Genomic DNA, 24,209 nt, shown 5'->3' with positions numbered 1-24,209 from the left:
GAGGGATGAAAATGGATAATGTGAATATTAATGAAATCATTGGCGTTTCGCTGGCCCCTATTTATCAGGCACTCAATCAGCTTCATGATGATGAAGAAATCCTTATCGGCAAACATACCATTCGCAAAACAGCTAAATTTTACGAGATTGAAAATGATCGTTTACATGAATGCTTTAAAGAAAAAGAACGTTGCTATCAAGTTTTAAGTAATTTGGTCATGAACAATTAAAAAAAGCTATGGCGGCAACCATAGCTTTGATAGAGCAAAGGCTTCTCCCTTGCTACCATTAATATCATTATAGCATAAGGGGGAAGCTATTGTGAGATTAAAACCACTAGTCATTTCGAACGAAGGTATCCTACAAATCGACATCATGGAACTCCCCGAAAACTGCGTCATCGTCCTTTCCGATGGCATCGCAAAATTCACCGAGCTACCAGCGCACGCTAAGACAAAGATTGTGACGTATCAAGGGAAGGTGAGACGTGTTGAGTTTGATGAGGGGGAGGAGTTTTGATAAAGAATTATCATATCAGAGATAGAATACTAGTGATCTTGGGTTACAATGATACAATTAATTAAAAGGGATTGTTGTATCGAAAGGTAGGTAATCAAGGAAGTGAATAATTTTAGACCCTCTCCAGCTGAAATTGAGTTTTTAAATCTTGCCTATAATAAATTTTATGATATTTATGAGGAAATGTTTGAAGAGGAGTTTTGGGAAAAGGATAATTATTACCGTTTTTTTAGAATAAAAATTGCTTTTGAAATCTATGCAGAAATATTGAATTACGAGCCTATAAAATTCGTTATAGAATCTGTCAAAGATAAACGTCCTTCAATGGAAGGAGAAATAGCAAGTGAATTATTTAAATGTATTAGAAATATAATTGCCCATTTTCCATTTTATGATACTTGGAATGAAGTTTGGATTAGTAAGACTATTGTTAATTGGTATAAAAGTGGACAAATGATTGATAAGTTTATGCAAAAATATACTGGAAGAGGCGAGATAAAATATCGATTTTGGGAGGAAAATAAAAAAGAAATGACGTATGTTAATATCACTTTTCCTAATGAATATAATGAAGACTCTAAAATATATCTTAGAAATATTTTGCCTGAAAAAGATGGAATTAAATTCTCTCTGATTCTTATGAGGAGAATAATAGATACTCAAATAATTGACTAAATAATAGTAATAAAAATTCGTTATTATAGGTGATTTTTATAATAAGAGATTAATAAGAAAAATATTGGTGTTGATGGTATTTTTTAGATTGATATAATAGGTATATCCTAAACTTGTATTATAGTTCTTTCTTTAGGTGTAAAAATGTTTCCTATGTATGCGCCGAAATTATGTACTTTTTATACAAAGAGGGAGAAATGAGCAATATGGAATGAGGAGTAGTAAATGGGAACTATACAACGTTATTATGAATCGAAAGAAAGTAGTGATGCAAAAAGTAACGAATCCGTAGAAAAAAGTGTAATTAACAATAAAAATTATACTTTAGATGAAAAAATAAAAAATAGATATAGTTGGTTAATTGTAGTTTCCGTAATTATAGTAGTAATTACAGGTGTCTTTATTACAATATATAATGTTATTATTGGTGAAAATTTTGGAATTGATGTTGCTACAGTACTTTCAACGTTATTGGCATTTTTCTCTATATTTTTATCTTCGATTTTTTATTTTAAAGCTACTGAGCAAAGTAATGATTTTTATGATAGATCTTATACCCATACACGTGATATAGCAAAAACGTTATCTAAAATGGATGGAAGCTTTAGCGAGGCTTTGAGAAATATTGAAGGTTATAGTAATAGACTTAATGAAAGGTTTGATAATTTACCTGGTATTAATTCAAACTTACAGAATAATGTTCTTAAAGAAATGGAAACAATGATGGAAGAGATGAAAAAAGTTATTGTGCAGGGAAACATTTCACCAGAGGATATAATAAAATATGAGGAGCGCCTTTCTCAAATTCAAAAAGAAAATAAAGAATTAAAAGTACGCTTAGATAATAATAAATATATAATGAAAAATAGTGATTTAAATTACTTTTTGATAGATATACTGCGTCGACATAATATTTCAGATTTGAAAAAGATGTCAAGCTTAGAAATTAAAGAATTATTTTTAAGGGAAGCAGATTTTCTTTATGACGGAAATAATTTAATAAATGAGTTGATTTATAACGATGTTATAAAACCAATTAAAGACGGCATAATAATTACAGATAAAGGTATGGATTTATTAACAACTTTAAAATTATTAATTTGATAATACTACAAATACTAAAAATTATTAAAATCTATTTTTTTAATGGAATTATTAATTCTAAAATGTTATAAAGAAAAAATTAGTTCTACCAGCCCGCTTGGAGGACAACATTGGATAGCAGCTACCACTGCCATCTTTTGTTGCCCTCCTTTTATTTTTTAACCAAAGGAGTGGATGATAGTGGATATTCTAAAAAGTATTGATGGCAAGGCAACACAAAAAGCCATTGAAAAGGTTTTACGACAATATCGAACCTATCAACTAACAACACCGGAGGATTTGTTGCCGACGATTACAGCAAATTATACGTTAAATATGCCATCTTATAGGGGAGGATTCCATTCAAAAGTTGAAGAAGCAGCAATTCGAAATGTAGAGCACTACCAGAAAGCGAAAGTCTTTTTTGAAAGATTTAATCGTGCATTTTATAAGCTTACGCAAAAAGAACGACAGATTATTGTTATGGCTTGTTTAAAGGAAACACCTATGTTTAATTATCAAATTTCAAAAAAGCTCCATATTAGCGAGCGAACGTTTTATCGTATCAAGGCACAAGCATTGTATAAATTGGCTTTAGCATTACGCGTGGAGGTATATGATGGAGATGAGGTGAAGAGTCAATGAATTTTGTCCAGCCAATACGTGATATAGACAAGATTCGTGATGTTCGTAAAACGTTGAAAGACAATCCACGTGATGAGTTGCTTTTCTGTTTCGGTATTTATACTGGGCTAAGAATAAGTGATATTTTACGTTTAAAGGTAGGAGATGTTCGTCATAAGCAAGTGTTGTTTATAAAAGAGTCAAAGGTACAGAAAAAGAAGCAGAATAAGACGAAACGCATTCCGATATTAAAAGAACTGCAAAAAGTGCTCTTTCCATACATCGAGGATAAAGAAGACCAGGAGTATTTATTCAAATCACGACAAGGTAAAAATAAACCAATTACAAGAGTAAGAGCATATGCGATATTACGTACAGCTGCTTTGGCTAATGGCTTGGATGAAATAGGGACACATACGTTACGAAAGACCTTTGGCTATCATGTGTATCAAGAGGAAAAAGATGTGGCTTTGCTACAGGATATTTTTAATCATTCAGCTCCCTATATTACATTGAAATATATTGGTGTAAATCAAGATGCCATCGATCAAGCGTATCTGAAATTAAATAAACGATTGAAATTTTAAAATAGCACTGATATGTTGGTGCTATTTTTATTTTGCTTATTTTAGGAAATGGAGCAAGATCTAAAATTGTTTAACACTTTCACACACTAAAGACATTTACAAAATAATGACATGTAAAGCTCAAGATTTGAATGGAGTGATATGTGTTGAGAAATCTATCTTTTTCACACTATCAGCACCTTAACAGAATATAAGATATGTTAATGTGAAAATTCATGGTTAATGACAATTATTAGAAATGGTAGTAAATGGGTGGCGTAATGTTGGCAGAATAGTGGCAGAGATTTTGTTTTTGAATGTGATATTATATTAGTGTGTAATAAATGTAAGTTAATGGAATGAGTCAACGATACTTCGATGCGATGTCGAGGTGTCGTTTTTTATTTTGGACATTGAAATGCAAAATCATTCCAAAAACTGTTAGGTTCTTCTACCCAAGAACGCCAGCCTGCGGGTCTCCGAGGCCCGAAAAAGGGCTAGATTTAATGTTGAAAAAGGTGTTCCTTCCATCCTGTAAATCAAGTGAGGTGAGTGCGTGAGTGACAGCGAAAACGAAATTGGATGATCGAACGATTGTCAATACGAAAACGATTGCCAAAATGTTTAATATGACGGAAAGGAATGTTCGTTATTTAGTCGAAGAAGGTGTGATTGCGCGTGTTGCTCATGGCCGCTATGATCTGATCGATACGGTTAGTCGCTACATTACTTTTTTGAAAATGTCCTTTGATGGCATTGATGAGAACAAGGTGATGGAGTCTTTAGATTATGAGAAATGGCTGCATGAGAAGGCGAAGCGCGAGAAGGCTGAAATTGAGTTGGCGCATCTAAAGCGAGAAATGCATAAGGCGGATGAAGTGGAGAAAATTCAAAATCATATGGTCATGGCGTTTCGTTCAAAGATGTTGTCGCTGCCCTCAAAGTCTGCGTTACTTTTAGCGAGTAAGGATGACCCAAAGATGATTGAAGCATTACTGGAAAGAGATATTCATGAGGCATTAGCTGAGCTTGCTGAGTATGATGCAGCACAGTATTTTACAGAGGATAATGTAGAACTAGAATTGGAAGGTGATGAAGATGGTCCAAAAACAGACAATGAGCCTGTTTAAAGGAATTGCTAGCTTAGTAGCACCTCCTCCAAAGCTAACGGTATCGCAGTGGGCGGATAAGCATCGTGTATTATCCAAGGAATCCTCATCTGAGCATGGGCGATGGAATACGGAGCGTGCGCCATATCAAAGAGAAATCATGGATGCAGTCAATGATCCGGGGGTTGAACAAATAGTCGTGATGTCTTCTGCGCAAGTTGGGAAATCCGAAATATTAAACAATATTATCGGTTACTATATCGATTATGATCCGTCACCAATGCTTTTAATGCAGCCTACGCTTGAAATGGCAGAGGCTTATTCAAAAGATCGGATAGCCGCTATGATACGGGATACACCAACATTAACGAAGAAAATTAATAGTCCAAAGGCGAAGGATGGAAATAATACGTTGCTACAAAAGAAGTTTCCTGGTGGTCATTTAACGCTTGTTGGTGCCAATTCACCTGCAAGTCTATCTTCTCGTCCTGTTCGTTTAATCCTTGCTGATGAGGTAGACCGGTTCCCAGCATCAGCAGGTGCTGAAGGAGATCCGTTAGCACTTGCGCAGAAGCGGACAAAGACTTTTTGGAACAGTAAATGGGTATCTGTATCGACACCTACTATAAAAGGTGCATCGAGAATTGAAGCTGAATATGAAGAAAGTACAATGGAACAATGGTGTGTATCTTGTCCGAGCTGTGGTTTATTTCAACCGTATAGTTGGCCGCAAATTCGTTTTCAGACGGTAACGATGGAATGTGTACATTGTAAGGCACAACATAATGAAGTGGAGTGGAAGTCACGTCCTGGTAAATGGATTGCGCGAAACCCTGAAGCGTCGAAGCGGGGTTTTCATTTGAATGCACTAGCATCACCTTGGGAGAACTGGGCAAAGATTATTGCAGAATTTAAAGAAGCGAAACGTAAAGGGCTAGAAACATTTAAAACGTGGGTCAATACAACGCTCGGGGAATCATGGGAAGAAAAGACTAATGACCAAGACCATACAAAGCTTGTTTCCAGACGTATTCGTTATGATTGTGAAGTGCCTAAAGATGTATTAGTGCTGACAGCAGGTGTCGATGTGCAAGATGACCGTCTAGAAGTGGAGATAGTAGGCTGGGGAGTGGATGAAATTTCCTGGGGAATAGCGTATAAAATATTTTATGGAGATCCAGCGCAGCAAGCTGTTTGGAATCAAGTTGATGCATTTTTATTGAAGGATTATATACGGAACGACGGTGTAAAGCTTTGTGTTGCTGCCACTTGTGTGGATTCAGGTGGGCATTATACAAGTGAGGTCTATGATTTTTGTAAAGACAGGGAGCACCGTCGAGTATTTGCGATTAAAGGAAAGGGCGGTAATGGTGTTCCTTATATTAATAAACCGTCAAAAGTAGGGAGACAACAAGTACATTTGTTTACGCTTGGAGTCAATGAAGGAAAGGATTTAATTTATTCCCGATTGAAAAATAAATACGAAGATAAGCCTGGTTATTGCCATTTTCCGTTAGAAGCGGATAAAGGGTATGACGAGGCTTTTTTTATTGGCTTAACGGCAGAAAGAAAAGTAACACGCTTTTTCAAAGGTGTGCCGCGGATTGAATGGGTGAAACGTTCTTCCAATATACGTAATGAACCGCTTGATATACGAAACTATGCAACAGCTGCTTTACGTATTTTAAATCCGGATTTGAACTATCTTGCTGAACATAATTTAACGAGCAACATTTATACGCAAACAACGAGGCGGAAAAAACGTAAGCGGAGAGTGATTTCTAAAGGAGTGTAGAAGATGGCTTTTACAGTTGATGAATGTAGAGAAAGGTTAGCTATTTGGTTGGAGGCAGAGGCGAAAATCGCCATTAATCAGAGTTATTCGTTAGAAAATAGACGTTTTGACCGTGCAAATTTGGCGCAAGTCAGGGACCAAATAAAGTTTTGGAGAAGCGAATTAGCTTTAGCTGAAATGCGAGAGTATGGTCGAAGTCGTAGACGAGTGATACGAGTTGTGCCACGTGATTTGTAGGGGGTGTGACAAGTGAACTTATTGGATAAAGCGATCGAGGTTGTTTCGCCTGAAAGAGCATTGAAGCGTGCAGGTGCTCGCAAGCGACTACAAATTATCAATTCAGGTTATGCCAATAGTGGCGCAAATAAGCGTAAAAAATCGATGATTGGTTGGATTTTTAAAGGTGGTTCCACGAAAGAAGATATTGACGACAATCAAGATACGTTGCGTCAACGATCCCGTGACCTGTATATGAACACCCCACTTGCTACTGGCTCAATTAAAACGATACGAACGAATGTGGTAGGCTACGGTTTGATTTTGAACAGCCAAATTGACCATGAGTTTTTAGGTTTGTCTATTGAGGAAGCGGATGCCTGGGAAACGACGGTTGAGCGCGAATTTGCTCTATGGGCTGATTCAATTATGTGTGATGCGTTGCAAATGAATAATTTTTATGAATTGCAACAACTAGCATTTATATCGTGTTTGATGAGTGGAGAGGTGTTTGCAACGTTACCTTATCGAAACCATCAGCAACATTGGTATGGATTGCGTGTGCAGTTGCTTGAAAGTGATCGTATTTGTAGTCCAAATGGAGCAAGTAAAAATATTATCAATGGCGTGGAGCTTGGTCAGTACGGAGAGGTTGTTGCTTACCATATTTGTGATACACATCCTTTAGCGGAGAGTACCGGTCAGAAAAAATGGGTGCGTATCGACAAGTTTGGTAAGAAGAGCGGACGTCAAAATATATTGCATTTAATGGAGTCTGAACGGCCAGAGCAACGACGAGGTGTGCCAATCCTTGCACCAGTAATTGAGAGCTTAAAACAGCTTGGAAGATATACAGACGCGGAGTTAACGGCTGCCCTTGTGTCTTCCCTGTTTACTGTTTTCATTGAAACGAAGGATGAGTATGATGCTCCACCGTTAGGGTCAGCCATTAATGAACAAGAACAAGTGGATAAAGAGGATGAATTAAGCTATGAACTTGGAGCGGGCGCGATTGTGGCACTTGCTGAAGGTGAAAAAGCAAATACATCCAATCCAGCACGCAATAATGCCTCATTTGATCCATTTGTTGTAGCGGTTTGTCGGCAAATTGGTACAGCGTTAGAGCTCCCGTATGAAATATTATTAAAACATTTTACATCCAGTTATTCAGCCTCACGAGCTGCGCTTTTAGAGGCGTGGAAGATGTTTAAGATGCGGCGCACGTTTTTAGCAAATGGTTTTTGCCAGCCAATTTATGAGGAATGGTTAACAGAAGCGATACTTCTTGGCAGAATTCAAGCACCGGGTTTTTTAGATAATCCATTGGTGCGAAAAGCTTATTGTAGTGCTGAATGGAATGGGCCAACACAAGGACAACTCGACCCATTAAAAGAAGTACAGGCTGCGATGTTACGTGTGGAAAATGGCTTTAGTACAAGAGCACGTGAAACCGTTGAACTAACAGGGGGTAACTACTGGCTTAATCATGCACAGCGCGAGCGTGAAGAACAAGCACGTCGCGAGGCGGGGCTCGATTTGAGTTATTTAGAAATCATGAAAAATATTGTACAGGAAAAGGGGGTGAAAATTGTAGATGAGGATTGACCTTCGTGGCGCGATTGTACCAGATGGAGAACAATGGATTTACGACTGGTATGGCATTCCTGCTGTTAGCCCTAAACGCATTATGCAGCAAATCGATAAAGCGATCTCAAGTAACGAAAAAGAGCTGATTGTTAATATTAATAGCCCTGGTGGATCTGTGTATGCAGCGTCTGAAATATGGACCCATATTAAAAAATTCTCCGGTGATTCTGTAGCCGAAATTACTGGTGTTTGTGCAAGTGCAGCGTCCATTATTGCAATGGCAACGAAAAGAACAGTTATTGCTCCAGTTGGCGCATTAATGATTCATAATGCCTCGACTATTGCACAAGGGGATTATCGTGAAATGGAAGCGATGAAGCAATTATTAATTAAAACAAATGAAGCAATAATGCAAACCTATAAAGTGAAAACGAAAAAGTCATACGATGAGTTAAAGAAAATGATGGACGCGGAGACGTGGATGAATGCACAGCAAGCAGTGGAGCATGGCTTTGTGGATGACATTATGTTTACCGAGGATGTAGAAGTCGTTGCTTCAGCACAAATGGCACAGGATTTTGGCTCCAATGGTTTATTACCTAAAGCAGTAATCGACAAAATGCGCAAATTGTTAGCAAGAGACCCAAATTTAGTCGTCAACAACAATGTTTCACTAACGAGCGAGCAAGAAGCAGTGGAAGGAGAGGAAAAACTAATGGATGTAAAGGAATTAGAAAGTAAACACCCTGACGTAGTCGAGCAAATTCGCAATAATGCCAAAGAAGAGGCAATTGCAGCTGAACGTCAACGGATTCAGGAAATCGAAAATATTGCATTACCAGGCTTTGAAGAAATCGTGAATAAAGCGAAGTTTGAAACAGGCATGACGGCTGCTGAAACCGCGTTACAACTGTTAAACGCGCAAACACAACAACGTACAACGAAGCTAGTGAATATCCAACAAGATGCTTCGTTACTTAATGGTATTGAAGGGCATGATGCACCAACGAATAACGATGACAATGAAATTGATGCACTTGTTAATAAAGTGTTAGGGAATGGAGTGAAATAGCATGCCGATTTTAGAGTTTGATAATTTACTAGGCGGCTTTCAAACAGATGTCGTATCAGAGCCTATCACAGTAGCAGCAAACCAAGAATTATCAGTAGGACAAGTATTTGCTCTGAATGAAAAAGGTCAAGCAGTGGCCATGACGAAAACGAGTTCGGCAAAAGATGTTTACGGTATTATGGCGGATGCCATTGCAACATCGGCTGATGAAACGAAACCGGCTGTTTGTTACAAGCGTGGAGAATTTAATGTCCGTAAAATTATTTTACCTGTGGATGCAGATGTTGTACCTTATCACATCGCTCTAAGTAATATCGGGATTACATTAAGAAATACTGTGCCAGCAGACCCGCAAAAGGAGGAATAGATCAATGGCTATTAATTTATTTGAAACACGTACGATGCTAAAGTTTTCCGAACGCATGCCTCGTGTCACGACATTTTTACGAGATATGTTATTTACTGATATAGAGCTATCTCCAACAAATATAGTCGATGTAGATATTAAAAAAGGACGTGCCAAAATTGCGCCGTATGTAAGTGAAAAAATCGGTGGTAAAGTTGTAGAAAATAGCGGTTATCGTACAGAAACATTTGCACCACCATTAGTTGCTCCAACGACAATTACAACAGCTGCGGATTTACAAAATCGTTCAATGGGCGAAAATTTATATTCTTCTCGTACACCAGATGAGCGAGCAGCGGCAAAGCTAGTGAAAGATTTAAAAGAGCTCGACACCATGATTACACGTCGAGAAGAAGTGATGTGTGCACAGGCGATTTTTGATGGTGAAATTAATGTGAAAGGCGAAGGTGTCGATTATGTGATTTCGTTTAATCATACGAATCGAGAGACGCTTTCAGGGTCGAACTTATGGAGTGCTTTTACATCAAAAAAATACGCTGATTTGAAACGTTGGGTACGAACTGTCCAAGAAACAGGCTTTGTAAACGTTGATAATGTAGTCATATCACCAGATGTAACGGATGTACTACTGAGGGATAATGACATATTAAAACTATTAGATATTCGTAATGTAAATATCGGTGAACTAAGGCCTGAAACATTACCAAACGGGGCAACGTATATCGGTACAATTGCAGGGGTAGGTCGGATATATGAATATGCAAGTAGCTACTATGATGATGTCGATAATAAGGTAAAGCCCATTGTCCCTCCTGGAACGATTGCCTTGCTAGCGACAGAAGCGGATTTTTCAATGGCCTATGCAGCTATCACCATTGCGAAAGGTGATGATTTAGTAACTTACGAAGCGGATCGTGTCCCTGATTCATGGACGGAAAAACGCCCTGCTCGAAAAATTTTGCAATTAAGTGCCAAACCGTTGCCGATACCAAAAGAAGTAAATAGCTGGTTTGTAGCGAAAGTGCTATAAGGGGGTACGCATATGATTCGAGCAAAACATACGATTTGTCATGATAATGTGTTTTATGCAAAAGGAGCGATTATCGATGGGTTAACAGAAGCAGAGGAATCACGATTAGTTCACTTAAAGGCAGCAGAATATGTACTTTCGCCAGAAGAGGAGCTTCAAAGGCAGCGAGTTGAAAATCAAAAGGTAACGATACCTGCAGAGGAAATGGAAGAGCTTCGCATGGCGCTCGACACGGAATACAATGCCGACGATCTAAAACGTACGGCAAAAGAAGTTGGAGTCGATTTAACAGGTATTTCGAAAAAAGACGACGTCATACAAGCGATTATCCAGCAAGGAAAAGCCCATGCGTTGCTTGAGGATGACGCCAATGAATAGGACATTTAAAGACCTTGTAGCCGAGGATTTAGATGTCTTTTTTAATTGTCTGGAATTGGCGGAGGTGCATGAATTAGACGGAGAATTCCTTGATTTAGTTGTAGAAAGTAATGTGGAAAATGTAAAAGACTATAGCCGTGAACAGTTAAGTGCATCGCAAGACGTATTTTTGCATCTTAAAACAATATTTGTGAAAGCATGCGATTTCTATGTACCGAAAGTCGGCAACATTTTGTTGTTGGATGGCGAAGAATACTATGTCGAAGAAGCGAGCGAGGACATGGGGATTATCCGCATTGTCGTCAGTGCAAATGAAAGTTAGGTGGCAATATGATTGAACTAAAAATGCATCAAGTGGAAGTGTTAGAAAAACTTTTTGCTAAAACGCCAAAAGAAGCACGGATTTTATTTGCTCGTGCGATTAATCAATCTGCAGAATCTTCAAGAACAAAGGCAAGTAAGGAAGTTCGAGCTAAGTATGTGATTCGAGCCCTAGATGTCAAAAAGCCGATGAAGGTCAAGAAAGCGACCGCTAGCCAGCTATCAGCGCATGTTCATATAAGTGGGGGCGTAACGCCTTTAATGAAGTTTGATATCACACCTACCATGCCTGATATCATGCCAGTGCGCGCTCGTGTGAAAAAAGGTAGTAGTAGAAAACTCATTCCACATGCCTTTGTTGCAAAAATGGAAAATGCACATATGAACGCCTTTACACGTGTTGGGAAAAGGCGGTTACCGATTAAGGGACGATATGGACCTTCAATAGCCCAAATGACGAGAGAGCCAAAAGTATTTACTAATATTACGACCCATGCTCAAAAAACATTGGATAAACGTCTTGACCATGAAATGAACCGACTATTATACGGAGGCTGATAAGATGGATGCTTTAAATATGACCGATGAATTAGTTGCCTTTTTTACAGAAGCTTTGGCAGATATGCGCTTGCAAACAAAAGATGAAGATATATGGAAACCACCGACAGTATATGATGGCTATTTGCCACCGAAGAAGAATGCACGACGTGGTGATGACGATACCGAACAGGACGACTACCCATTCGTCATTGTTCGTTTTTTGTATGAAAAAGATAATTTAAAAGATAGTAATACGATACAATTTAGATTTTTAATCGGTACGTATAGCAAGGATGAACGCCAAGGGTGGCGAGATACGCTGCATGTCATGAACCGGATGAAATTTGCGTTAAAAGAAGTCGGATTTGTAGGCCCTGGTTCCTTATCAGGTGATATCGAAATGGCGCTTTTTGAAGAGCAAATGAAACCGCTGTGGCGTGGCGTTATGGAAGTCGAATTTGCAACACCAGCAGTTCAATTAGATAGGAGTGAGTTTGGAGATGCCTTCAATGATTAAAAACCAACAAGCATCACCACAACAAGTAGGTCAAGTTATTACAGAGAGTGTACCACAGGAGATTCTTATCTATGTAGGGCCACCCGTAATCGGTTTACAACGATTCAGTTCTTTTGTTGGGGGTTACCCGGAGCATTTTAAAGATCACCTTGAAAAATCACCGGCATTTCGAAACATGTTTATTGCCCCTGAAAAGCTCGTGGAGGTTCAACAGCGTTTACTAGATGCGCATTCAGTAGAATCGATGTGGTATAAAAAAACAGCAGTCTATTTTAGTGAGGTGAAACAGTGATGATTCGACATGGTTCAAGAGTACGAGAGGTTCCTACCTCTATTTCCGCACCTGTAGTAGCGACAGCGACACTTCCTGTCGTTTTTGGTACAGCTCCTATTCATTTGGCTGAAACCCAAGAAAATGTGAATCAGCCTGTTCTAGCCTATTCATTTGCCGAATTTGTGAAAGCATTCGGGTACTCCGATGATTGGGCAAATTACACCCTTTGTGAAATGGCGGATTTAGCATTTAGACAATTTAAAGTAGCACCAGTTGTGTTTGTAAATGTTTTAGATCCAACAAAACATAAAACAAGCAAAACGGAATCCATAACGATTCGTAATAAAAAAGGGATGATCGAAACAACGGGCATTTTATTAAAATCGCTAGTTGTTCAAAACAATGAAACGAAATTGAAAAATGATGAAGACTATATGGCGTCATTCAATGAAGATGGCCAAGTTGTACTGGCAATAGTAAAGGGCAATGTAACAACGGTCAATGTCACTTATGATTATGTAACGCCGAATGTTATTACTAACAATCATATTATCGGTGGTTATGATAATGCATCCGGAAAGAGTACAGGTTTAGAGTTGCTAAACAATGTATTTCCTAAACTAGGGATGGTGCCAGGTCTTGTTCTTGCACCTAAGTTTTCAAAAGATCCAACGGTGGCAGCGGTGATGAAAGCTAAGGCTTCATCCATCAATTCCTACTTCAAAGCACAGGTGTTAGATGATGTGAATACCCGTGTTGCAAATACGTATACAAAGGTCAATGAATGGAAAAACACCAACAATTATACGGGTCATAATGAAGTCGTTTGTTGGCCACTTGTTGGCATGGGCGATAAAGTGTATCACCTTTCGTCTCACATTGCTTGTCGTATTATGAAAACGGCGTATGACAATGGGGATTTTCCACACGAATCGCCATCTAATAAATCATTACCAATGACCAAATTATTAGTAGAAAAAGACAATGGTTATGAAGAAATCGATTTATCACCGGATCAAGCAGAGTTGCTAAATAACCAAGGTATTACTACCGCTATCAACTTTATTGGTGGATGGCGTGCTTGGGGGAACTATACGGGAGCGTACCCTGGTAATACGGATGTCAAAGATATTTTTACGCCTGTTCGGATTACGCACAATTGGTTAGGTAACACCATTATTTTAACAACTTGGAGTATGGTAGATGGGCCAATTGGTCCGCGTCTAATTAATAGAGTGCTAGATACGATGGGGATGTGGTTGAACGGTTTACAAGGTCAAGGGGTTTTAATTGGCGGACGCGTTGAATTTAGAAAAGAAGATAACCCTTTAACAGATTTAAATAGCGGAAAAATACGTTTCCGATATTTAGTAGCTGAACCAACACCAGCGCAAGATATTGATAATATTTTAGAGTTTGATGTGAATTATTATAATGCATTGTTTATCACTGATTAGGGGGGACAAGTATGTTTCCGGAAAAAATAAATGATTTTAGGGTTTTTGTAAATGATAAACCTGATTTATTAGGTATTACCGATGCAGAATTACCCGAGTTAAAATTCATGGCAGAGACTGTGAATGGTGCTGGGATTTTAGGAGAATATGAAGCGCCCAATTACGGTCATTTAGAGTCGATGAAGCTTAAACTCAATTGGCGTGTGATTACAGGGGAGCTAATCGATTTTTATAAACCAGATAGCTTAAAAATAGACTTACGGATGTCCAATCAAATCTATGATATAAAAAAACGTTCACGCTTCAATGTTCCTTCTAGAGTACTAGTGCATGGATCTGTACTAGGAAATCCATTAGGAAAAGTGGCAAAAGGCTCACCGTATGAAGCTTCCACTGAGATTGAGGTTTACTATATAAAGCTTGAGTATAATGGCAAGGTAATGTTTGAATATGATCGTCATAACTATATTTACAAAGTGGACGGCATTGATTATAGCGCAAAAATTCGAGAAGCATTAGGACTTTAAAGCAAAAGGAGTAGATGACAAATGAAGGACAATGAAATAAAACAAGAAGTAGTTGTAGAAAATCCAAATATTAAAGTTATTACTTTACAAAGTCCTATCGAAATTGATGGGACTTTTTTCAATGAAATTCAACTGGATTTTAGCAATATGACAGGCGCTGATGTGTTGCAAATTGATGCGGAATTAAAAACAGAGGATCACCCAGAAGGCTTCAATTCCGTTTACAATCAACACGTATTATTAAAAATAGCGTCCAAAGCTTCAGGTATTTTACCGGACGATTTAATGAAATTATCGATTGCAGACTTTGTCGAAGTGACCTTTACGGCTCGTAATTTTTTGTTAGGATTGTAGGTCCTCAGGGAGGCGCAAGAGATATAAGAAAACTACTACTTGTCATGGCCTCTAATTCCTTTACCTCCATTGACTATTGGGCACAACAATCCTTTCTATCACTGAAAGAGTGGAAAGAGGTACTGGAAGAAGTACTAGAGGAAGGAGCGAAAAAGGATGGCTAGATCAAGATCATATGATATGACTTTTGAGATTAACGGGAAATTCGCTAGCTCCTTCAACAATGTTTTTAACAAAGCTACAACAAACCTCAATGATTTAAAAAAACGCTCGCGTGAAGCACAGCGTGAAATGGCTCGACTCGGTCGCGAATTCCGTAATGGCAAGATTCATCAGTCACAATATGCAGAAGGTACCGCAAAATTAGCACGTGAATTAAAACAGCTAGAAGGTAGCCAACGCCGTCTTAATGCGTTGAAAGCTACCTTTGATAGTGGCATGAATAAAGCGAAACGTGCTGCCGGTGTGGCAGTGGGTGGTACTGCAGTTGCAGCGACAACAGTGGCTTTGTCTTCATTAAATAAAGCAGCGGATTTTGAAGCACAGATGGCCAAAGTATCAGCAGTGTCTAGTGCAACCGCAACTGATTTTGCAAGACTGAATGCAGAAGCACAAAAGCTTGGAAAGTCAACGGTATTTTCTCCTACTGAAGCGGCGAAAGGAATGGAATACCTTGCACTGGCAGGGTGGAAAACAGATGAAATTATATCAGCGATGCCCGGTATGCTAAATCTTGCTGCAGCTGGAGCCCTTGATTTAGGAAGAGCTTCAGACGTTACATCCGATACAATGCAAGCATTTGGACTAAGCGCAGATAAAGCAGGACATGCTGCGGACGTCTTTGCTTACGCCCAAGCGAATGCTAACACAAACGTGGAGATGCTTGGTGAAGGGATGAAATATCTCGCACCAGTAGCCAATACTTTTAAATGGTCACTAGAAGGCACTACGGCTGGGATGATGGCACTTGCTAACCAAGGTCTGAAAGGTTCCATTGCTGGTCAAGCATTTGCTTCTTCTTTAAGTAGGTTATCGAAGGATAACGCAAGTGTGCAAAAAGTTATGAAGAAAACCAATATAGCTTTCTTTGACGCGCAGGGAACCCTTAAACCACTCCCGAAACTTATTAAGGAAATTGAAAAGGGTACGGCTGGCATGACCGATAAACAAAAATCAGCCACGCTCACTACACTGTTCGGAACAGAAGCTGTTAAGCATTGGTCTATTCTACTTTCGACTGGTTCGGATGAACTTGAGCGAATGACGGCTGCCTTAGAGAAGTCAGAGGGAACTGCAGCAAAAATGTCTGCAACAATGGTCGATAATTACGCAGGGTCTCTTAAGCTTTTGCAAAGTAATATCGAGGCTGCTCAAATCAAGTTTATGGAACCTGTTTTACCAGTCTTCCAAAAGTTTTTTGGTGGTATAGCAGGAAATGTAGATAATAACATGAGCAAAATTGAAAAAGCCGGGGAAGTGACTGCAAAAATCCTTGAGGATATTACTGCCCCATTTAGCACAACAAAACCTATCAAACCAAAAATCGAACCGAACATGGATCCGGCTGATGTCCAAAAGATGATCAATCAATACAATCGAGAATTAGAGAAATATGAATTGTTTCGTAACATGGACTTTGGCGATAAAGTCATCTATATGTTAGATACGGCTACTGCTAAAGCGGAAGAGTGGCTAGGTGGCAGCGGTGGACAAGCAACGGAAAAAATCTTCTCTAAACTTGGAGAAATAGCTGTTAAAGCATTTTTAGGAGCATTTACAGGTTCTTTAAAAGCAGCCGGTAATAATGCATTAAACGGCAATTTCGCTGGCGCACTTGGCATGGGTGCTGCAGCTTGGATGCTTGGTGGTGGAGCACTTGTGAAAGGGGCTATCGGTGCAGGTAGATGGGCATTAGAGAAACGAGGTGGGAAAGGAGCAAGGAAAGATTCCGCATCTTCTCAAGATACTGCAAGTGTTGAAACAACAACTACAAAAGCAAAAGGAAAAAAATCAAAGTCAAAAAGAACTAAGGGAGCAGCGCAAGCAGCCACAACAACTTTATGTGAAGTTACAACAGCGCCAACAAGCTCAAAAGAAAAGAAATCGAAAACTAAAGGAACAAACAAAGGTGCAGCGAAAGTAGCTCCTAAAGGTAGTCAATCTGCTTTATCTCAAATTTTTAACACAGGGAAAAATGTCGTGAAAGGTGGCGGCAAGGCGCTAACGACTGTTGCGAAAGGGATTGGTAAAGGCTTTGCGCCAATCGGTTTCGCAATGGGTGTTCATGATATTTTTAAATCAAAAGATAAAGTCAAAGCGACAGCACAAACAACTGGTGGATTTGCAGGTGGCCTTGGTGGTGCAAAACTAGGAGCTGCTATCGGAACAGCTATTGCACCAGGAATCGGTACAACCCTTGGTCTTCTATTAGGTGGAGCTGCTGGCTATATAGGAGGAAAATGGGCAGGTGGTAAAGCGGTAGATACAGCACGTGGAGGACAACGAGCTGCAAGTCAAGCACCATCTGATAAAGGACGTACCGAGGCAACGAAATCCGTAGATACTACAAAATTAAATGCAGCTGCGACACAACTTGCGACTACGTTTGAGACGACGAATACAGCATTCACAAAACTAGAAACAAGCATTAGTACGACTGCCGCCAATATGGATAATTTAACGAAGTATACAGGACAAGTCAGCACGGAATTTGTTACGTCCTTTGCTTCATTAAAAGCAACTACCGATCTATCCAATACAAATATGTCAACGTTAGCATCAACCATTGGACAAGCATCGGGGTGGGTTTCATCCATCCAAGGCATTCAACCTGCTGTTCAACATGTGATCGTCGCGTTAAACCGACTTCGCACACGTATCGACAATGTGCAGATTCAAGGTGCTGGCGGCGCTACATCAAGGAGGACGCAATATGAATAGCTATACAACGATTCAGGGTGATACGTGGGATTTAATTACCTATCGGTTATGGGGGAGCGAGTATTTGCTCCCTCTTTTACTTGAAGCAAATCCAAAGCATCGTGACACGATTATTTTTATTGGTGATGTTGTTTTAAACGTTCCGGTCATCGATACAGCGATTTATGTACAACGTCCTGCATGGCTCGGGGAGCACGATGATGTATGACGATGGCAAGACGAACGGAGTTAAATGTAACCTACAATAATACGCGTTTGACCGATGAGTTAGGAGACGATTTATTAGATTGGACGTATACCGACAATTTAAGTGGAGAAATCGATGATTTACAGCTAGTTTTACAGGATGCGGATGTACATTGGTTAAATGATTGGTTCCCATCGAAAGGTTCCCTAATCGAAGCTGAAATTGCAAGAACTCATTGGGCAGATCGTGTTGTAAAAACGAAGCTAGGTAAGTTTGAGGTAGATGAATTAATTGGTGATGGACCACCAACAAACATGACGATTAAGGCGTTAGCTGTTCCCGAATCCAATTCCATTCGAGGTGAATACAAATCGAAGGCATGGGAAAATGCAACCTTAAAACAAGTAGTACAAGATATTGCGAAAGCCAATCGTTTAAAGCTTTTTTGGGAAACAACCGAAAATCCTAAAAAAGACCGCTATGAGCAAGAATCTGAAACAGATTTAGCTTTTTTACATCGATTATGTAAAGACGAAGGGTTATGTCTTAAATTATCCAATAGCGCCATTGTCGTTTTAGATGAGGCGGATTATGAGGCGAAACCTGTAGTCGATACAATACTACGCGTGAGTAAAGAAACGTCTAACATTCAAGTACTTCAATGGCGATTCAATACAACACTTACTGGGACGTATAAGGCTTGCCGAGTACAGTCACATGATGCTGGGAAAAAGAAGACGATAAAGGCAACATTCACACCTCCAAAGGCGCCAAAAGTTGGCCGTACATTAGTTGTGAAGGAAGAGGTTAAATCGGTGGCAGAAGCTCAGAAACTGGCGAAAAAACGATTGAGGGAAGCGAATAAAGAAGCTACAACGATTCAATTAGTTGTAATCAGTGAAATGCATATCGATGCGGGCATGACGTTTGATGTAATTGGTTTTGGCCGTTTGAACGGCAAATATATTGTAACGAGGGTACAACATTACAAAAGCAAAATAACACTCGATTTACGTAAATGTTTGGAGGGATACTGATGCGAGTGCAAGTTGGCGAAGTCACAACCATTGATCCAACAAAGGGAACAGCACGGGTCAAAATTGAAGAGCAAGACAACAAAATATCAGCTCCTTTGCGTGTGTTATATCGCGGGACTTTAAAAAATAAGGATTTCTGGATGCCGAAGATTGGTGAACATGTACTTTGTTTGTTTACAAAACAAAGTGAAGGCTTTATTATAGGGGCTTTTTATTCAGAAGGCACACAGCCACCCTGCAGCGAACCAGAGAAACGATGCATCGAGTTCGAAGATGGTAGTGTGATAGATTATGACGCTAAGACACATACATTACATGTCAATATAGTTGGTGAAATCAATATCCAAACAAAAGGGCCTGTTACAGTAAATGGCCAATTACTTTCACCAATTGCTAGTACTTCATAAAGGAAGGGATAGCAATGGCGACAATCGGTAGCTTTGGCGATGTACTATTTGAAGTTTCCACGGATAAAACCCTGACATTTTATGATTTAGAGAAAAAAAGCAGTGCCAAGTGGGACGAGCACGATATTCAAGGCAACAAAACAAAATTAGAGTTTAATGGTCCGGGGCTAACGGATATCACGTACAACCTTTTATTGCGTGCTGAACAAGGCATTAACCCTGTGAAAGAACTAGCAAAGTTAGAGAACATGCAACATAAAGGTGAAGCACATCACTTTATCTTAGGACAAAAACCAATCGCACCTAATAAATTTGTAATAGCGGAGTTATCGGCAGGCTTACGAAATATTGATCCAACAGGAAATGTGTTTTCTATAGAAGTAACAGTGTCTTTAAAAGAGTATGTGCAAAGCAAAACGGTCGTTAAAAAAACAACAGCAAACACGCAGCAAAAAGCAGCTACCAGTAATAAAAAAGCACTCGGAACGATGACCATTACGGTGAAATCAGTCCATATACGAAGTGGCCCAGGTGCCCAACATAAGGTGCTAGGGTATGCCATGAAAAATCAGCAATTGACTGTTTACGGTGTGAATAATGGTTGGTATAGCCTTGGTGGAGGCAAATATATTACAGCGAATAACGCTTACTCAACTTTTAAGAAAGGGTGATGTTATGTACGAAGTTGAGCCGATAGAACCAATGAAAACAATCGATTTTGGAGCGACAGGTGTAGAGGAGATTCTACAGAATGTCGCTTTTATTATGGCCACAGCTAGTATGAGTTGCCCACTGGACCGTGAGTTTGGATGGGATAAGACGGTAATTGATACGCCTATTCCGATTGCAAAAGCAAGAATAGTGGCCAATTTAACCGAAGCGATTCACAAATTTGAACCACGAGCAATCGTTGAAGCTGTGGATGTTCTAGGAGATGGTCTTCAAGGACGTTTAACGCCCAAAGTGCAGGTGAGCATTAATGAGTCGTTTTAATTTACCTGATTTATATTTTTTAGAAAAAGCACCCGAGCAAATTGAAAGTGAAATGTTGTTGCATGTTAGAGAAAAAACAGGGCTAACTCTGCAGCGTGCGGATCCAAGGTTGAAATTTATTCAGGCATTGGCTGCATTTGTTTCGATAGAGCGCAACAAATTAGAACACGGTTTACGTCAGAATCGCTTGTCATATGCCGAGGATGACATGCTTGATCATATGGGGGCAGAAATGTCTACGCAACGTCTACCAGCGAAATATGCACGGACAACAATGGCTTTTAGTTTAGAAGAAGATCGTGTGGATGCCCTGACAATTCCTTCGGGAACAAGGTATCAGGTTGGCGATGTTTATTTTCAGACAAAGGAGGCACATATCATCGCGCCAGGTACCCACCTATATCCAGTTGAAGCCACTTGTACGGAGCCAGGTGAAATCGGCAATGGCTTTTTAGTTGGTGAAATCGCCACGTTAGTAGATCCTTTACCTTATGTGAAATCCGTCCAAAACACGACCGTTACTAGTGGTGGTGCAGAGGAGGAAAGTGATGATGCGTATGCAGAACGAATTCGATTAGCACCTGAAAGTTTCTCCGTAGCTGGTCCCAAAGGTGCTTATATTTATTGGGCAAAAGCCGCTAATCAAAATATAAGTGATGTAAAAGTAGAATCACCGGTAAGCGGAGAAGTGCATGTCTATATTCTTATGGCAAACGGAAAGCTTCCGGTAGAAGAAGAGTTGACTTTAGTTGAAACCAAAATGAGAGATAACCAAATTCGACCATTAACTGACAAGGTATTAGTCAAAGCACCATCGATTGTTAATTACACAGTATCAGTAGAGTATTGGATTGCAAATCAAAACAGTATAGTTTCTCCTATCATCGAAAAGCAAGTAAATCAAGCTTTTGAGGGTTATCTGAAATGGCAACGTTCAAAAATGGGTCGAGACGTGGATATTTCTGAGCTTATAGCACGTCTAAAACAAGCAGGGGCAGCGCGTGTATCGGTAAGTTCACCCATGTTTATTGAAATTGCAGATACTGAGGTTGCAAATGAATTATCAACAGAAATAACGTTTAAAGGGCTAACAAATGACTAGTGACATCTTGAAATTATTGCCCTATAGTTTACGACAAGACCCTGTGCTTGAAGCCATTGCAGAGGCTGCTGAAATACAATTAAAACAAGCTTATCAGGAAGCTGGAGTTGTTAGCAATTTAGTCAATATTGATGAGATGCCGGATGAGTTACTTGATTTATTAGCATTTGAAAAGCATGTTGATTTCTATCAGGCTAATTTGCCGATTGACCAGAAGAGAAATCTAGTGAAATCTTCAATTAGCTTGCATCGTAAAAAGGGTACGCCTGCAGCTATTCATCTAGTATTTAATAAGCTTGCTCTTGATAGTAAATTAAAAGAATGGTTCCAGTACGGAGGAGAACCTTATTACTTTAAGATTGAAGTTAACATCAAGTATAAAAGTGTTAGTGAGGAAACGCTTAATTCACTAATTATGATGATTAATGAATATAAAAATATCCGTTCACATTTAGAAAAAATAGATGTTTTCTTTACTACAAATGGTAAAACGCAAGTAGGAGCTTGTTCAATTTTTGGTGAAGAAATATCGGTGTTTCCATGGCAAATCACAAATATTGATACAAAAGGTACTTATCGTTTTGGAACAGGACACCAGTTCTTTGATACAACAACGATTTTCCCAAAAGGGGGTAATTAGATGGCTGAAAATTTTTATACAGTTTTAACGAACGCTGGTATAGCAGCATTTGCAAATGCACAGGTTTCTCAAAGTAAAGTAGATTTTTCTACTATAGCTGTAGGTGATAGTAATGGCGCTTATTATAATCCTGTAGCTGCTGCTACAAAGCTTGCTAATGAAGTTTGGAGAGGACCTATTAATTCGATTTCAATTGATGAAAAGAATCCAAACTGGTTAGTTATAGAGGCTGTGATTCCTGCAACAGCAGGAGGATTTAGTATAAGGGAAATCGGTGTTTTCAATCCAGCGGGCGTTCTTTTAGCTATCGGAAAGGTTCCGGAAACCTATAAGCCCGCAGCGGAACAAGGAAGTTTAAAAGATTTATATTTGCGGATGATTTTAGAAGTGTCTAACGCAAATGCAGTAACTTTAAAAGTTGATCCTGCCATAATATTCGCTAGTAAAAAATATGTGGATGAAAAAGTATCCTCTATAACACAAAACACTACGCAAATTCTCGACAAAATAGACGAATTTAATAAAAATGAAGGGAAGAATACGAAGAATATTGTAGAGCTAGTCAATAAAGTTAGTAGCAATATTACTGCACATTTGGATGAAAGTATGCCACATGTGTTTATGGACAACGGTGTGAAATATCGGTGGGGTTTTCGTACAGTAAATGGTGAACCACAAATCATTTATGAGGAGATGACAACTTGAAAATCATTGACTTAGCAACGAAAACAGTGCAAACGACTATAAAGGCTGTTGTAGATAACATTCGTACGGTTGTCAATGCTATTAAAACAACAACGGATGCGATAAAGACAAAAACTGATACGATTGATACGCGAGCAAATACAATAAATACGAACGTCAATACGATAAGTACCAATGTAGGAGCACCGACAACAGCAGCCAATAGCGCTACGAACGCAAATGTCCATGCGAAATTGAATTGGTTGACTTCAAATGTCGCCGATACCTCAACAAAACAGCAACAGCTATTGAATGGTGTAAACACCATAAACACGAATACAAACACAGTAAGTACAAATGTAAATAGAGTGAATGCGAATGTCAATACGATAAATACAAGTGTTGATAGAATTAACAGTAACGTAAATACAATTAATACAAATGTATCCTCAACAAAAACAACTGTAGATAACATAAAAACCGTTACAGATTCAACGAAAGAAACTTTAGATAGTATTAAGGCGGTTGCTGATTCCACTAAAACAAGTGTAGATAATATAAATAGAAATGTAACAAGTGTTCAAAATCATCTAAGTACAGTAAATAATAATGTAGCAACAGTTGTAACCACATTAAGAAGTAGTCGTGTCGTAAAGTCTGTCCAAAGAGGAAAGACTGCTGCTTATGGTAATAGTGGCTACACAATACCGATATCACGTGTGGACACTTCAAAATCATTATTAATAATTAATGGTACAGCTAGAATAGAAACGCATGGTGCTGATATTCGTATTATTCATTTGGAAAATGATGCATATCTCAATTCCAGTACTATTAGCTTCCAATCACTTAATTCTACTAGTATCAGATCTATTTTTATAGATTGTGCATGGCAAGTAATAGAATTCTATTGATAGAGGAAGTGAAAAAAATGTTTAACTATATACAATTAGATGAAAATAGTGTCGTGATTGGTATTAGTCAATTGAGTGGAGAAATAGATAATGACAACATGATATTAATTAATGATTTAAAAGTTGTAATGGGAAGTACTTATAATAGACAAACAGGCGAGTTTACAGCCCCAGTTATACCCAATCCAATACCAATGAAATCACAACCAACATTAGAAGAAATGCAAGCACAAATACTCTTAAATGTTGAGTACCTAGTATCAAGATCTGAATTAGGATTAGGAGGAAAATAAG

The 24,209-nt window shown here is 38.9% G+C and carries 32 protein-coding genes; all 32 read left to right on the top strand.

Features of this window, described 5'->3' with window-relative positions:
- Window positions 1-11: 11 nt before the first annotated feature.
- The 32 genes from T479_RS12035 (at window position 12) to T479_RS11880 (ending at window position 24,208) form a co-directional block, all read left to right on the top strand.
- On the top strand, window positions 12-230 hold the full coding sequence (locus T479_RS12035) for a hypothetical protein (protein WP_025219726.1): 219 nt from the start codon (window positions 12-14) through the stop codon (window positions 228-230).
- Window positions 231-321: 91 nt separating this feature from the next.
- The gene (locus T479_RS12030; protein ID WP_025219725.1) at window positions 322-519 is read left to right on the top strand and encodes an XtrA/YqaO family protein; all 198 of its coding nucleotides are present in this window, start codon (window positions 322-324) and stop codon (window positions 517-519) included.
- 102 nt (window positions 520-621) lie between these two features.
- On the top strand, window positions 622-1,194 hold the full coding sequence (locus T479_RS12025; protein WP_025219724.1) for a hypothetical protein: 573 nt from the start codon (window positions 622-624) through the stop codon (window positions 1,192-1,194).
- A 225-nt stretch (window positions 1,195-1,419) separates the two neighbouring features.
- On the top strand, window positions 1,420-2,298 hold the full coding sequence (locus T479_RS12020) for a hypothetical protein (RefSeq protein ID WP_025219723.1): 879 nt from the start codon (window positions 1,420-1,422) through the stop codon (window positions 2,296-2,298).
- Window positions 2,299-2,478: 180 nt separating this feature from the next.
- Complete coding sequence (locus tag T479_RS12015; protein ID WP_025219722.1) at window positions 2,479-2,922, top strand: ArpU family phage packaging/lysis transcriptional regulator; 444 nt, start codon at window positions 2,479-2,481, stop codon at window positions 2,920-2,922.
- On the top strand, window positions 2,919-3,488 hold the full coding sequence (locus T479_RS12010; RefSeq protein WP_025219721.1) for a tyrosine-type recombinase/integrase: 570 nt from the start codon (window positions 2,919-2,921) through the stop codon (window positions 3,486-3,488). The genes T479_RS12015 and T479_RS12010 overlap by 4 nt, the downstream gene beginning before the upstream one ends.
- Window positions 3,489-4,027: 539 nt before the next feature.
- Window positions 4,028-4,597, top strand: coding sequence for a hypothetical protein (locus tag T479_RS12005; RefSeq protein WP_025219720.1), 570 nt, complete (start codon window positions 4,028-4,030; stop codon window positions 4,595-4,597).
- Window positions 4,566-6,371 carry a phage terminase large subunit family protein gene (locus T479_RS12000; protein ID WP_211345499.1) on the top strand — a complete coding sequence of 602 codons (1,806 nt, stop codon included), beginning with the start codon at window positions 4,566-4,568 and terminating at the stop codon, window positions 6,369-6,371. Before T479_RS12005 ends, T479_RS12000 begins: the two co-directional genes overlap by 32 nt.
- Before the next feature lie 3 nt (window positions 6,372-6,374).
- The gene (locus T479_RS11995) at window positions 6,375-6,608 is read left to right on the top strand and encodes a DUF6148 family protein (protein ID WP_025219718.1); all 234 of its coding nucleotides are present in this window, start codon (window positions 6,375-6,377) and stop codon (window positions 6,606-6,608) included.
- A 12-nt stretch (window positions 6,609-6,620) separates the two neighbouring features.
- The gene (locus T479_RS11990; RefSeq protein ID WP_025219717.1) at window positions 6,621-8,192 is read left to right on the top strand and encodes a phage portal protein; all 1,572 of its coding nucleotides are present in this window, start codon (window positions 6,621-6,623) and stop codon (window positions 8,190-8,192) included.
- Window positions 8,182-9,246, top strand: coding sequence for a head maturation protease, ClpP-related (locus T479_RS22880; RefSeq protein ID WP_025219716.1), 1,065 nt, complete (start codon window positions 8,182-8,184; stop codon window positions 9,244-9,246). Before T479_RS11990 ends, T479_RS22880 begins: the two co-directional genes overlap by 11 nt.
- Before the next feature lies 1 nt (window position 9,247).
- Window positions 9,248-9,613 (top strand): head decoration protein, encoded by a 366-nt coding sequence (locus T479_RS11980; RefSeq protein WP_025219715.1) that lies wholly within the window; start codon window positions 9,248-9,250, stop codon window positions 9,611-9,613.
- Between the two features lie 4 nt (window positions 9,614-9,617).
- The gene (locus T479_RS11975; RefSeq protein WP_025219714.1) at window positions 9,618-10,643 is read left to right on the top strand and encodes a major capsid protein; all 1,026 of its coding nucleotides are present in this window, start codon (window positions 9,618-9,620) and stop codon (window positions 10,641-10,643) included.
- Between the two features lie 12 nt (window positions 10,644-10,655).
- Entirely contained in the window at window positions 10,656-11,021 is a 366-nt protein-coding gene (locus tag T479_RS11970; RefSeq protein ID WP_025219713.1) for a hypothetical protein, read from the top strand.
- Window positions 11,014-11,343, top strand: coding sequence for a hypothetical protein (locus T479_RS11965; protein WP_025219712.1), 330 nt, complete (start codon window positions 11,014-11,016; stop codon window positions 11,341-11,343). The genes T479_RS11970 and T479_RS11965 overlap by 8 nt, the downstream gene beginning before the upstream one ends.
- Window positions 11,344-11,351: 8 nt before the next feature.
- Window positions 11,352-11,900: a phage tail protein gene (locus T479_RS11960; RefSeq protein WP_025219711.1), complete on the top strand. Its 549-nt coding sequence runs from the start codon at window positions 11,352-11,354 to the stop codon at window positions 11,898-11,900.
- A gap of 4 nt (window positions 11,901-11,904) precedes the next feature.
- Entirely contained in the window at window positions 11,905-12,399 is a 495-nt protein-coding gene (locus tag T479_RS11955) for a hypothetical protein (RefSeq protein ID WP_025219710.1), read from the top strand.
- The gene (locus T479_RS11950) at window positions 12,392-12,691 is read left to right on the top strand and encodes a hypothetical protein (RefSeq protein WP_025219709.1); all 300 of its coding nucleotides are present in this window, start codon (window positions 12,392-12,394) and stop codon (window positions 12,689-12,691) included. The genes T479_RS11955 and T479_RS11950 overlap by 8 nt, the downstream gene beginning before the upstream one ends.
- The gene (locus T479_RS11945; protein ID WP_025219708.1) at window positions 12,688-14,130 is read left to right on the top strand and encodes a phage tail sheath family protein; all 1,443 of its coding nucleotides are present in this window, start codon (window positions 12,688-12,690) and stop codon (window positions 14,128-14,130) included. The genes T479_RS11950 and T479_RS11945 overlap by 4 nt, the downstream gene beginning before the upstream one ends.
- 11 nt (window positions 14,131-14,141) lie before the next feature.
- Window positions 14,142-14,657, top strand: a complete 516-nt coding sequence (locus T479_RS11940; protein ID WP_025219707.1) for a phage major tail tube protein — start codon at window positions 14,142-14,144, stop codon at window positions 14,655-14,657.
- A 21-nt stretch (window positions 14,658-14,678) separates the two neighbouring features.
- Window positions 14,679-15,011 (top strand): phage tail assembly protein, encoded by a 333-nt coding sequence (locus tag T479_RS11935; protein ID WP_025219706.1) that lies wholly within the window; start codon window positions 14,679-14,681, stop codon window positions 15,009-15,011.
- Window positions 15,012-15,167: 156 nt separating this feature from the next.
- Window positions 15,168-17,951: a phage tail tape measure protein gene (locus T479_RS22875; protein WP_025219705.1), complete on the top strand. Its 2,784-nt coding sequence runs from the start codon at window positions 15,168-15,170 to the stop codon at window positions 17,949-17,951.
- Window positions 17,944-18,159 (top strand): tail protein X, encoded by a 216-nt coding sequence (locus T479_RS11925; protein ID WP_025219704.1) that lies wholly within the window; start codon window positions 17,944-17,946, stop codon window positions 18,157-18,159. The genes T479_RS22875 and T479_RS11925 overlap by 8 nt, the downstream gene beginning before the upstream one ends.
- The gene (locus T479_RS11920) at window positions 18,156-19,175 is read left to right on the top strand and encodes a phage late control D family protein (RefSeq protein ID WP_025219703.1); all 1,020 of its coding nucleotides are present in this window, start codon (window positions 18,156-18,158) and stop codon (window positions 19,173-19,175) included. The genes T479_RS11925 and T479_RS11920 overlap by 4 nt, the downstream gene beginning before the upstream one ends.
- Window positions 19,175-19,582: a phage baseplate assembly protein V gene (locus T479_RS11915; protein WP_052599491.1), complete on the top strand. Its 408-nt coding sequence runs from the start codon at window positions 19,175-19,177 to the stop codon at window positions 19,580-19,582. Before T479_RS11920 ends, T479_RS11915 begins: the two co-directional genes overlap by 1 nt.
- Window positions 19,583-19,596: 14 nt before the next feature.
- Window positions 19,597-20,253 carry a phage tail protein gene (locus T479_RS22870; protein WP_052599488.1) on the top strand — a complete coding sequence of 219 codons (657 nt, stop codon included), beginning with the start codon at window positions 19,597-19,599 and terminating at the stop codon, window positions 20,251-20,253.
- Window positions 20,254-20,257: 4 nt separating this feature from the next.
- The gene (locus tag T479_RS11905) at window positions 20,258-20,575 is read left to right on the top strand and encodes a GPW/gp25 family protein (protein ID WP_025219702.1); all 318 of its coding nucleotides are present in this window, start codon (window positions 20,258-20,260) and stop codon (window positions 20,573-20,575) included.
- Window positions 20,562-21,677 carry a baseplate assembly protein gene (locus T479_RS11900; RefSeq protein ID WP_025219701.1) on the top strand — a complete coding sequence of 372 codons (1,116 nt, stop codon included), beginning with the start codon at window positions 20,562-20,564 and terminating at the stop codon, window positions 21,675-21,677. Before T479_RS11905 ends, T479_RS11900 begins: the two co-directional genes overlap by 14 nt.
- On the top strand, window positions 21,670-22,317 hold the full coding sequence (locus tag T479_RS11895) for a phage tail protein I (RefSeq protein WP_025219700.1): 648 nt from the start codon (window positions 21,670-21,672) through the stop codon (window positions 22,315-22,317). The genes T479_RS11900 and T479_RS11895 overlap by 8 nt, the downstream gene beginning before the upstream one ends.
- A complete protein-coding gene (locus T479_RS11890; protein WP_052599485.1) occupies window positions 22,318-23,022 on the top strand; it encodes a phage tail protein in 705 nt (234 codons plus the stop codon). It abuts the gene before it with no gap.
- Window positions 23,019-23,915, top strand: coding sequence for a hypothetical protein (locus T479_RS11885; RefSeq protein ID WP_025219699.1), 897 nt, complete (start codon window positions 23,019-23,021; stop codon window positions 23,913-23,915). The genes T479_RS11890 and T479_RS11885 overlap by 4 nt, the downstream gene beginning before the upstream one ends.
- A 17-nt stretch (window positions 23,916-23,932) precedes the next feature.
- Window positions 23,933-24,208, top strand: a complete 276-nt coding sequence (locus tag T479_RS11880) for a hypothetical protein (RefSeq protein ID WP_025219698.1) — start codon at window positions 23,933-23,935, stop codon at window positions 24,206-24,208.
- The last annotated feature ends 1 nt before the right edge of the window (window position 24,209 follow it).

The organism is Lysinibacillus sphaericus (assembly GCF_000600105.1).
Taxonomy (GTDB): domain Bacteria; phylum Bacillota; class Bacilli; order Bacillales_A; family Planococcaceae; genus Lysinibacillus; species Lysinibacillus sphaericus.
This window is presented reverse-complemented; position numbering and strand designations above follow the sequence as displayed.

Coding starts and splice junctions, on each gene's coding strand:
- T479_RS11970 (WP_025219713.1), top strand. CDS start 10,656: ATGATTCGAGCAAAACATACGATTTGTCATGATAATGTGTTTTATGCA.
- T479_RS22880 (WP_025219716.1), top strand. CDS start 8,182: ATGAGGATTGACCTTCGTGGCGCGATTGTACCAGATGGAGAACAATGG.
- T479_RS11905 (WP_025219702.1), top strand. CDS start 20,258: ATGTACGAAGTTGAGCCGATAGAACCAATGAAAACAATCGATTTTGGA.
- T479_RS12010 (WP_025219721.1), top strand. CDS start 2,919: ATGAATTTTGTCCAGCCAATACGTGATATAGACAAGATTCGTGATGTT.
- T479_RS11925 (WP_025219704.1), top strand. CDS start 17,944: ATGAATAGCTATACAACGATTCAGGGTGATACGTGGGATTTAATTACC.
- T479_RS11960 (WP_025219711.1), top strand. CDS start 11,352: ATGATTGAACTAAAAATGCATCAAGTGGAAGTGTTAGAAAAACTTTTT.
- T479_RS11900 (WP_025219701.1), top strand. CDS start 20,562: ATGAGTCGTTTTAATTTACCTGATTTATATTTTTTAGAAAAAGCACCC.
- T479_RS11890 (WP_052599485.1), top strand. CDS start 22,318: ATGGCTGAAAATTTTTATACAGTTTTAACGAACGCTGGTATAGCAGCA.
- T479_RS11940 (WP_025219707.1), top strand. CDS start 14,142: ATGTTTCCGGAAAAAATAAATGATTTTAGGGTTTTTGTAAATGATAAA.
- T479_RS12035 (WP_025219726.1), top strand. CDS start 12: ATGGATAATGTGAATATTAATGAAATCATTGGCGTTTCGCTGGCCCCT.
- T479_RS11935 (WP_025219706.1), top strand. CDS start 14,679: ATGAAGGACAATGAAATAAAACAAGAAGTAGTTGTAGAAAATCCAAAT.
- T479_RS12000 (WP_211345499.1), top strand. CDS start 4,566: ATGGTCCAAAAACAGACAATGAGCCTGTTTAAAGGAATTGCTAGCTTA.
- T479_RS12020 (WP_025219723.1), top strand. CDS start 1,420: ATGGGAACTATACAACGTTATTATGAATCGAAAGAAAGTAGTGATGCA.
- T479_RS11980 (WP_025219715.1), top strand. CDS start 9,248: ATGCCGATTTTAGAGTTTGATAATTTACTAGGCGGCTTTCAAACAGAT.
- T479_RS11915 (WP_052599491.1), top strand. CDS start 19,175: ATGCGAGTGCAAGTTGGCGAAGTCACAACCATTGATCCAACAAAGGGA.
- T479_RS22870 (WP_052599488.1), top strand. CDS start 19,597: ATGGCGACAATCGGTAGCTTTGGCGATGTACTATTTGAAGTTTCCACG.
- T479_RS11950 (WP_025219709.1), top strand. CDS start 12,392: ATGATTAAAAACCAACAAGCATCACCACAACAAGTAGGTCAAGTTATT.
- T479_RS11975 (WP_025219714.1), top strand. CDS start 9,618: ATGGCTATTAATTTATTTGAAACACGTACGATGCTAAAGTTTTCCGAA.
- T479_RS11895 (WP_025219700.1), top strand. CDS start 21,670: ATGACTAGTGACATCTTGAAATTATTGCCCTATAGTTTACGACAAGAC.
- T479_RS11995 (WP_025219718.1), top strand. CDS start 6,375: ATGGCTTTTACAGTTGATGAATGTAGAGAAAGGTTAGCTATTTGGTTG.
- T479_RS22875 (WP_025219705.1), top strand. CDS start 15,168: ATGGCTAGATCAAGATCATATGATATGACTTTTGAGATTAACGGGAAA.
- T479_RS11880 (WP_025219698.1), top strand. CDS start 23,933: ATGTTTAACTATATACAATTAGATGAAAATAGTGTCGTGATTGGTATT.
- T479_RS11965 (WP_025219712.1), top strand. CDS start 11,014: ATGAATAGGACATTTAAAGACCTTGTAGCCGAGGATTTAGATGTCTTT.
- T479_RS11955 (WP_025219710.1), top strand. CDS start 11,905: ATGGATGCTTTAAATATGACCGATGAATTAGTTGCCTTTTTTACAGAA.
- T479_RS11920 (WP_025219703.1), top strand. CDS start 18,156: ATGACGATGGCAAGACGAACGGAGTTAAATGTAACCTACAATAATACG.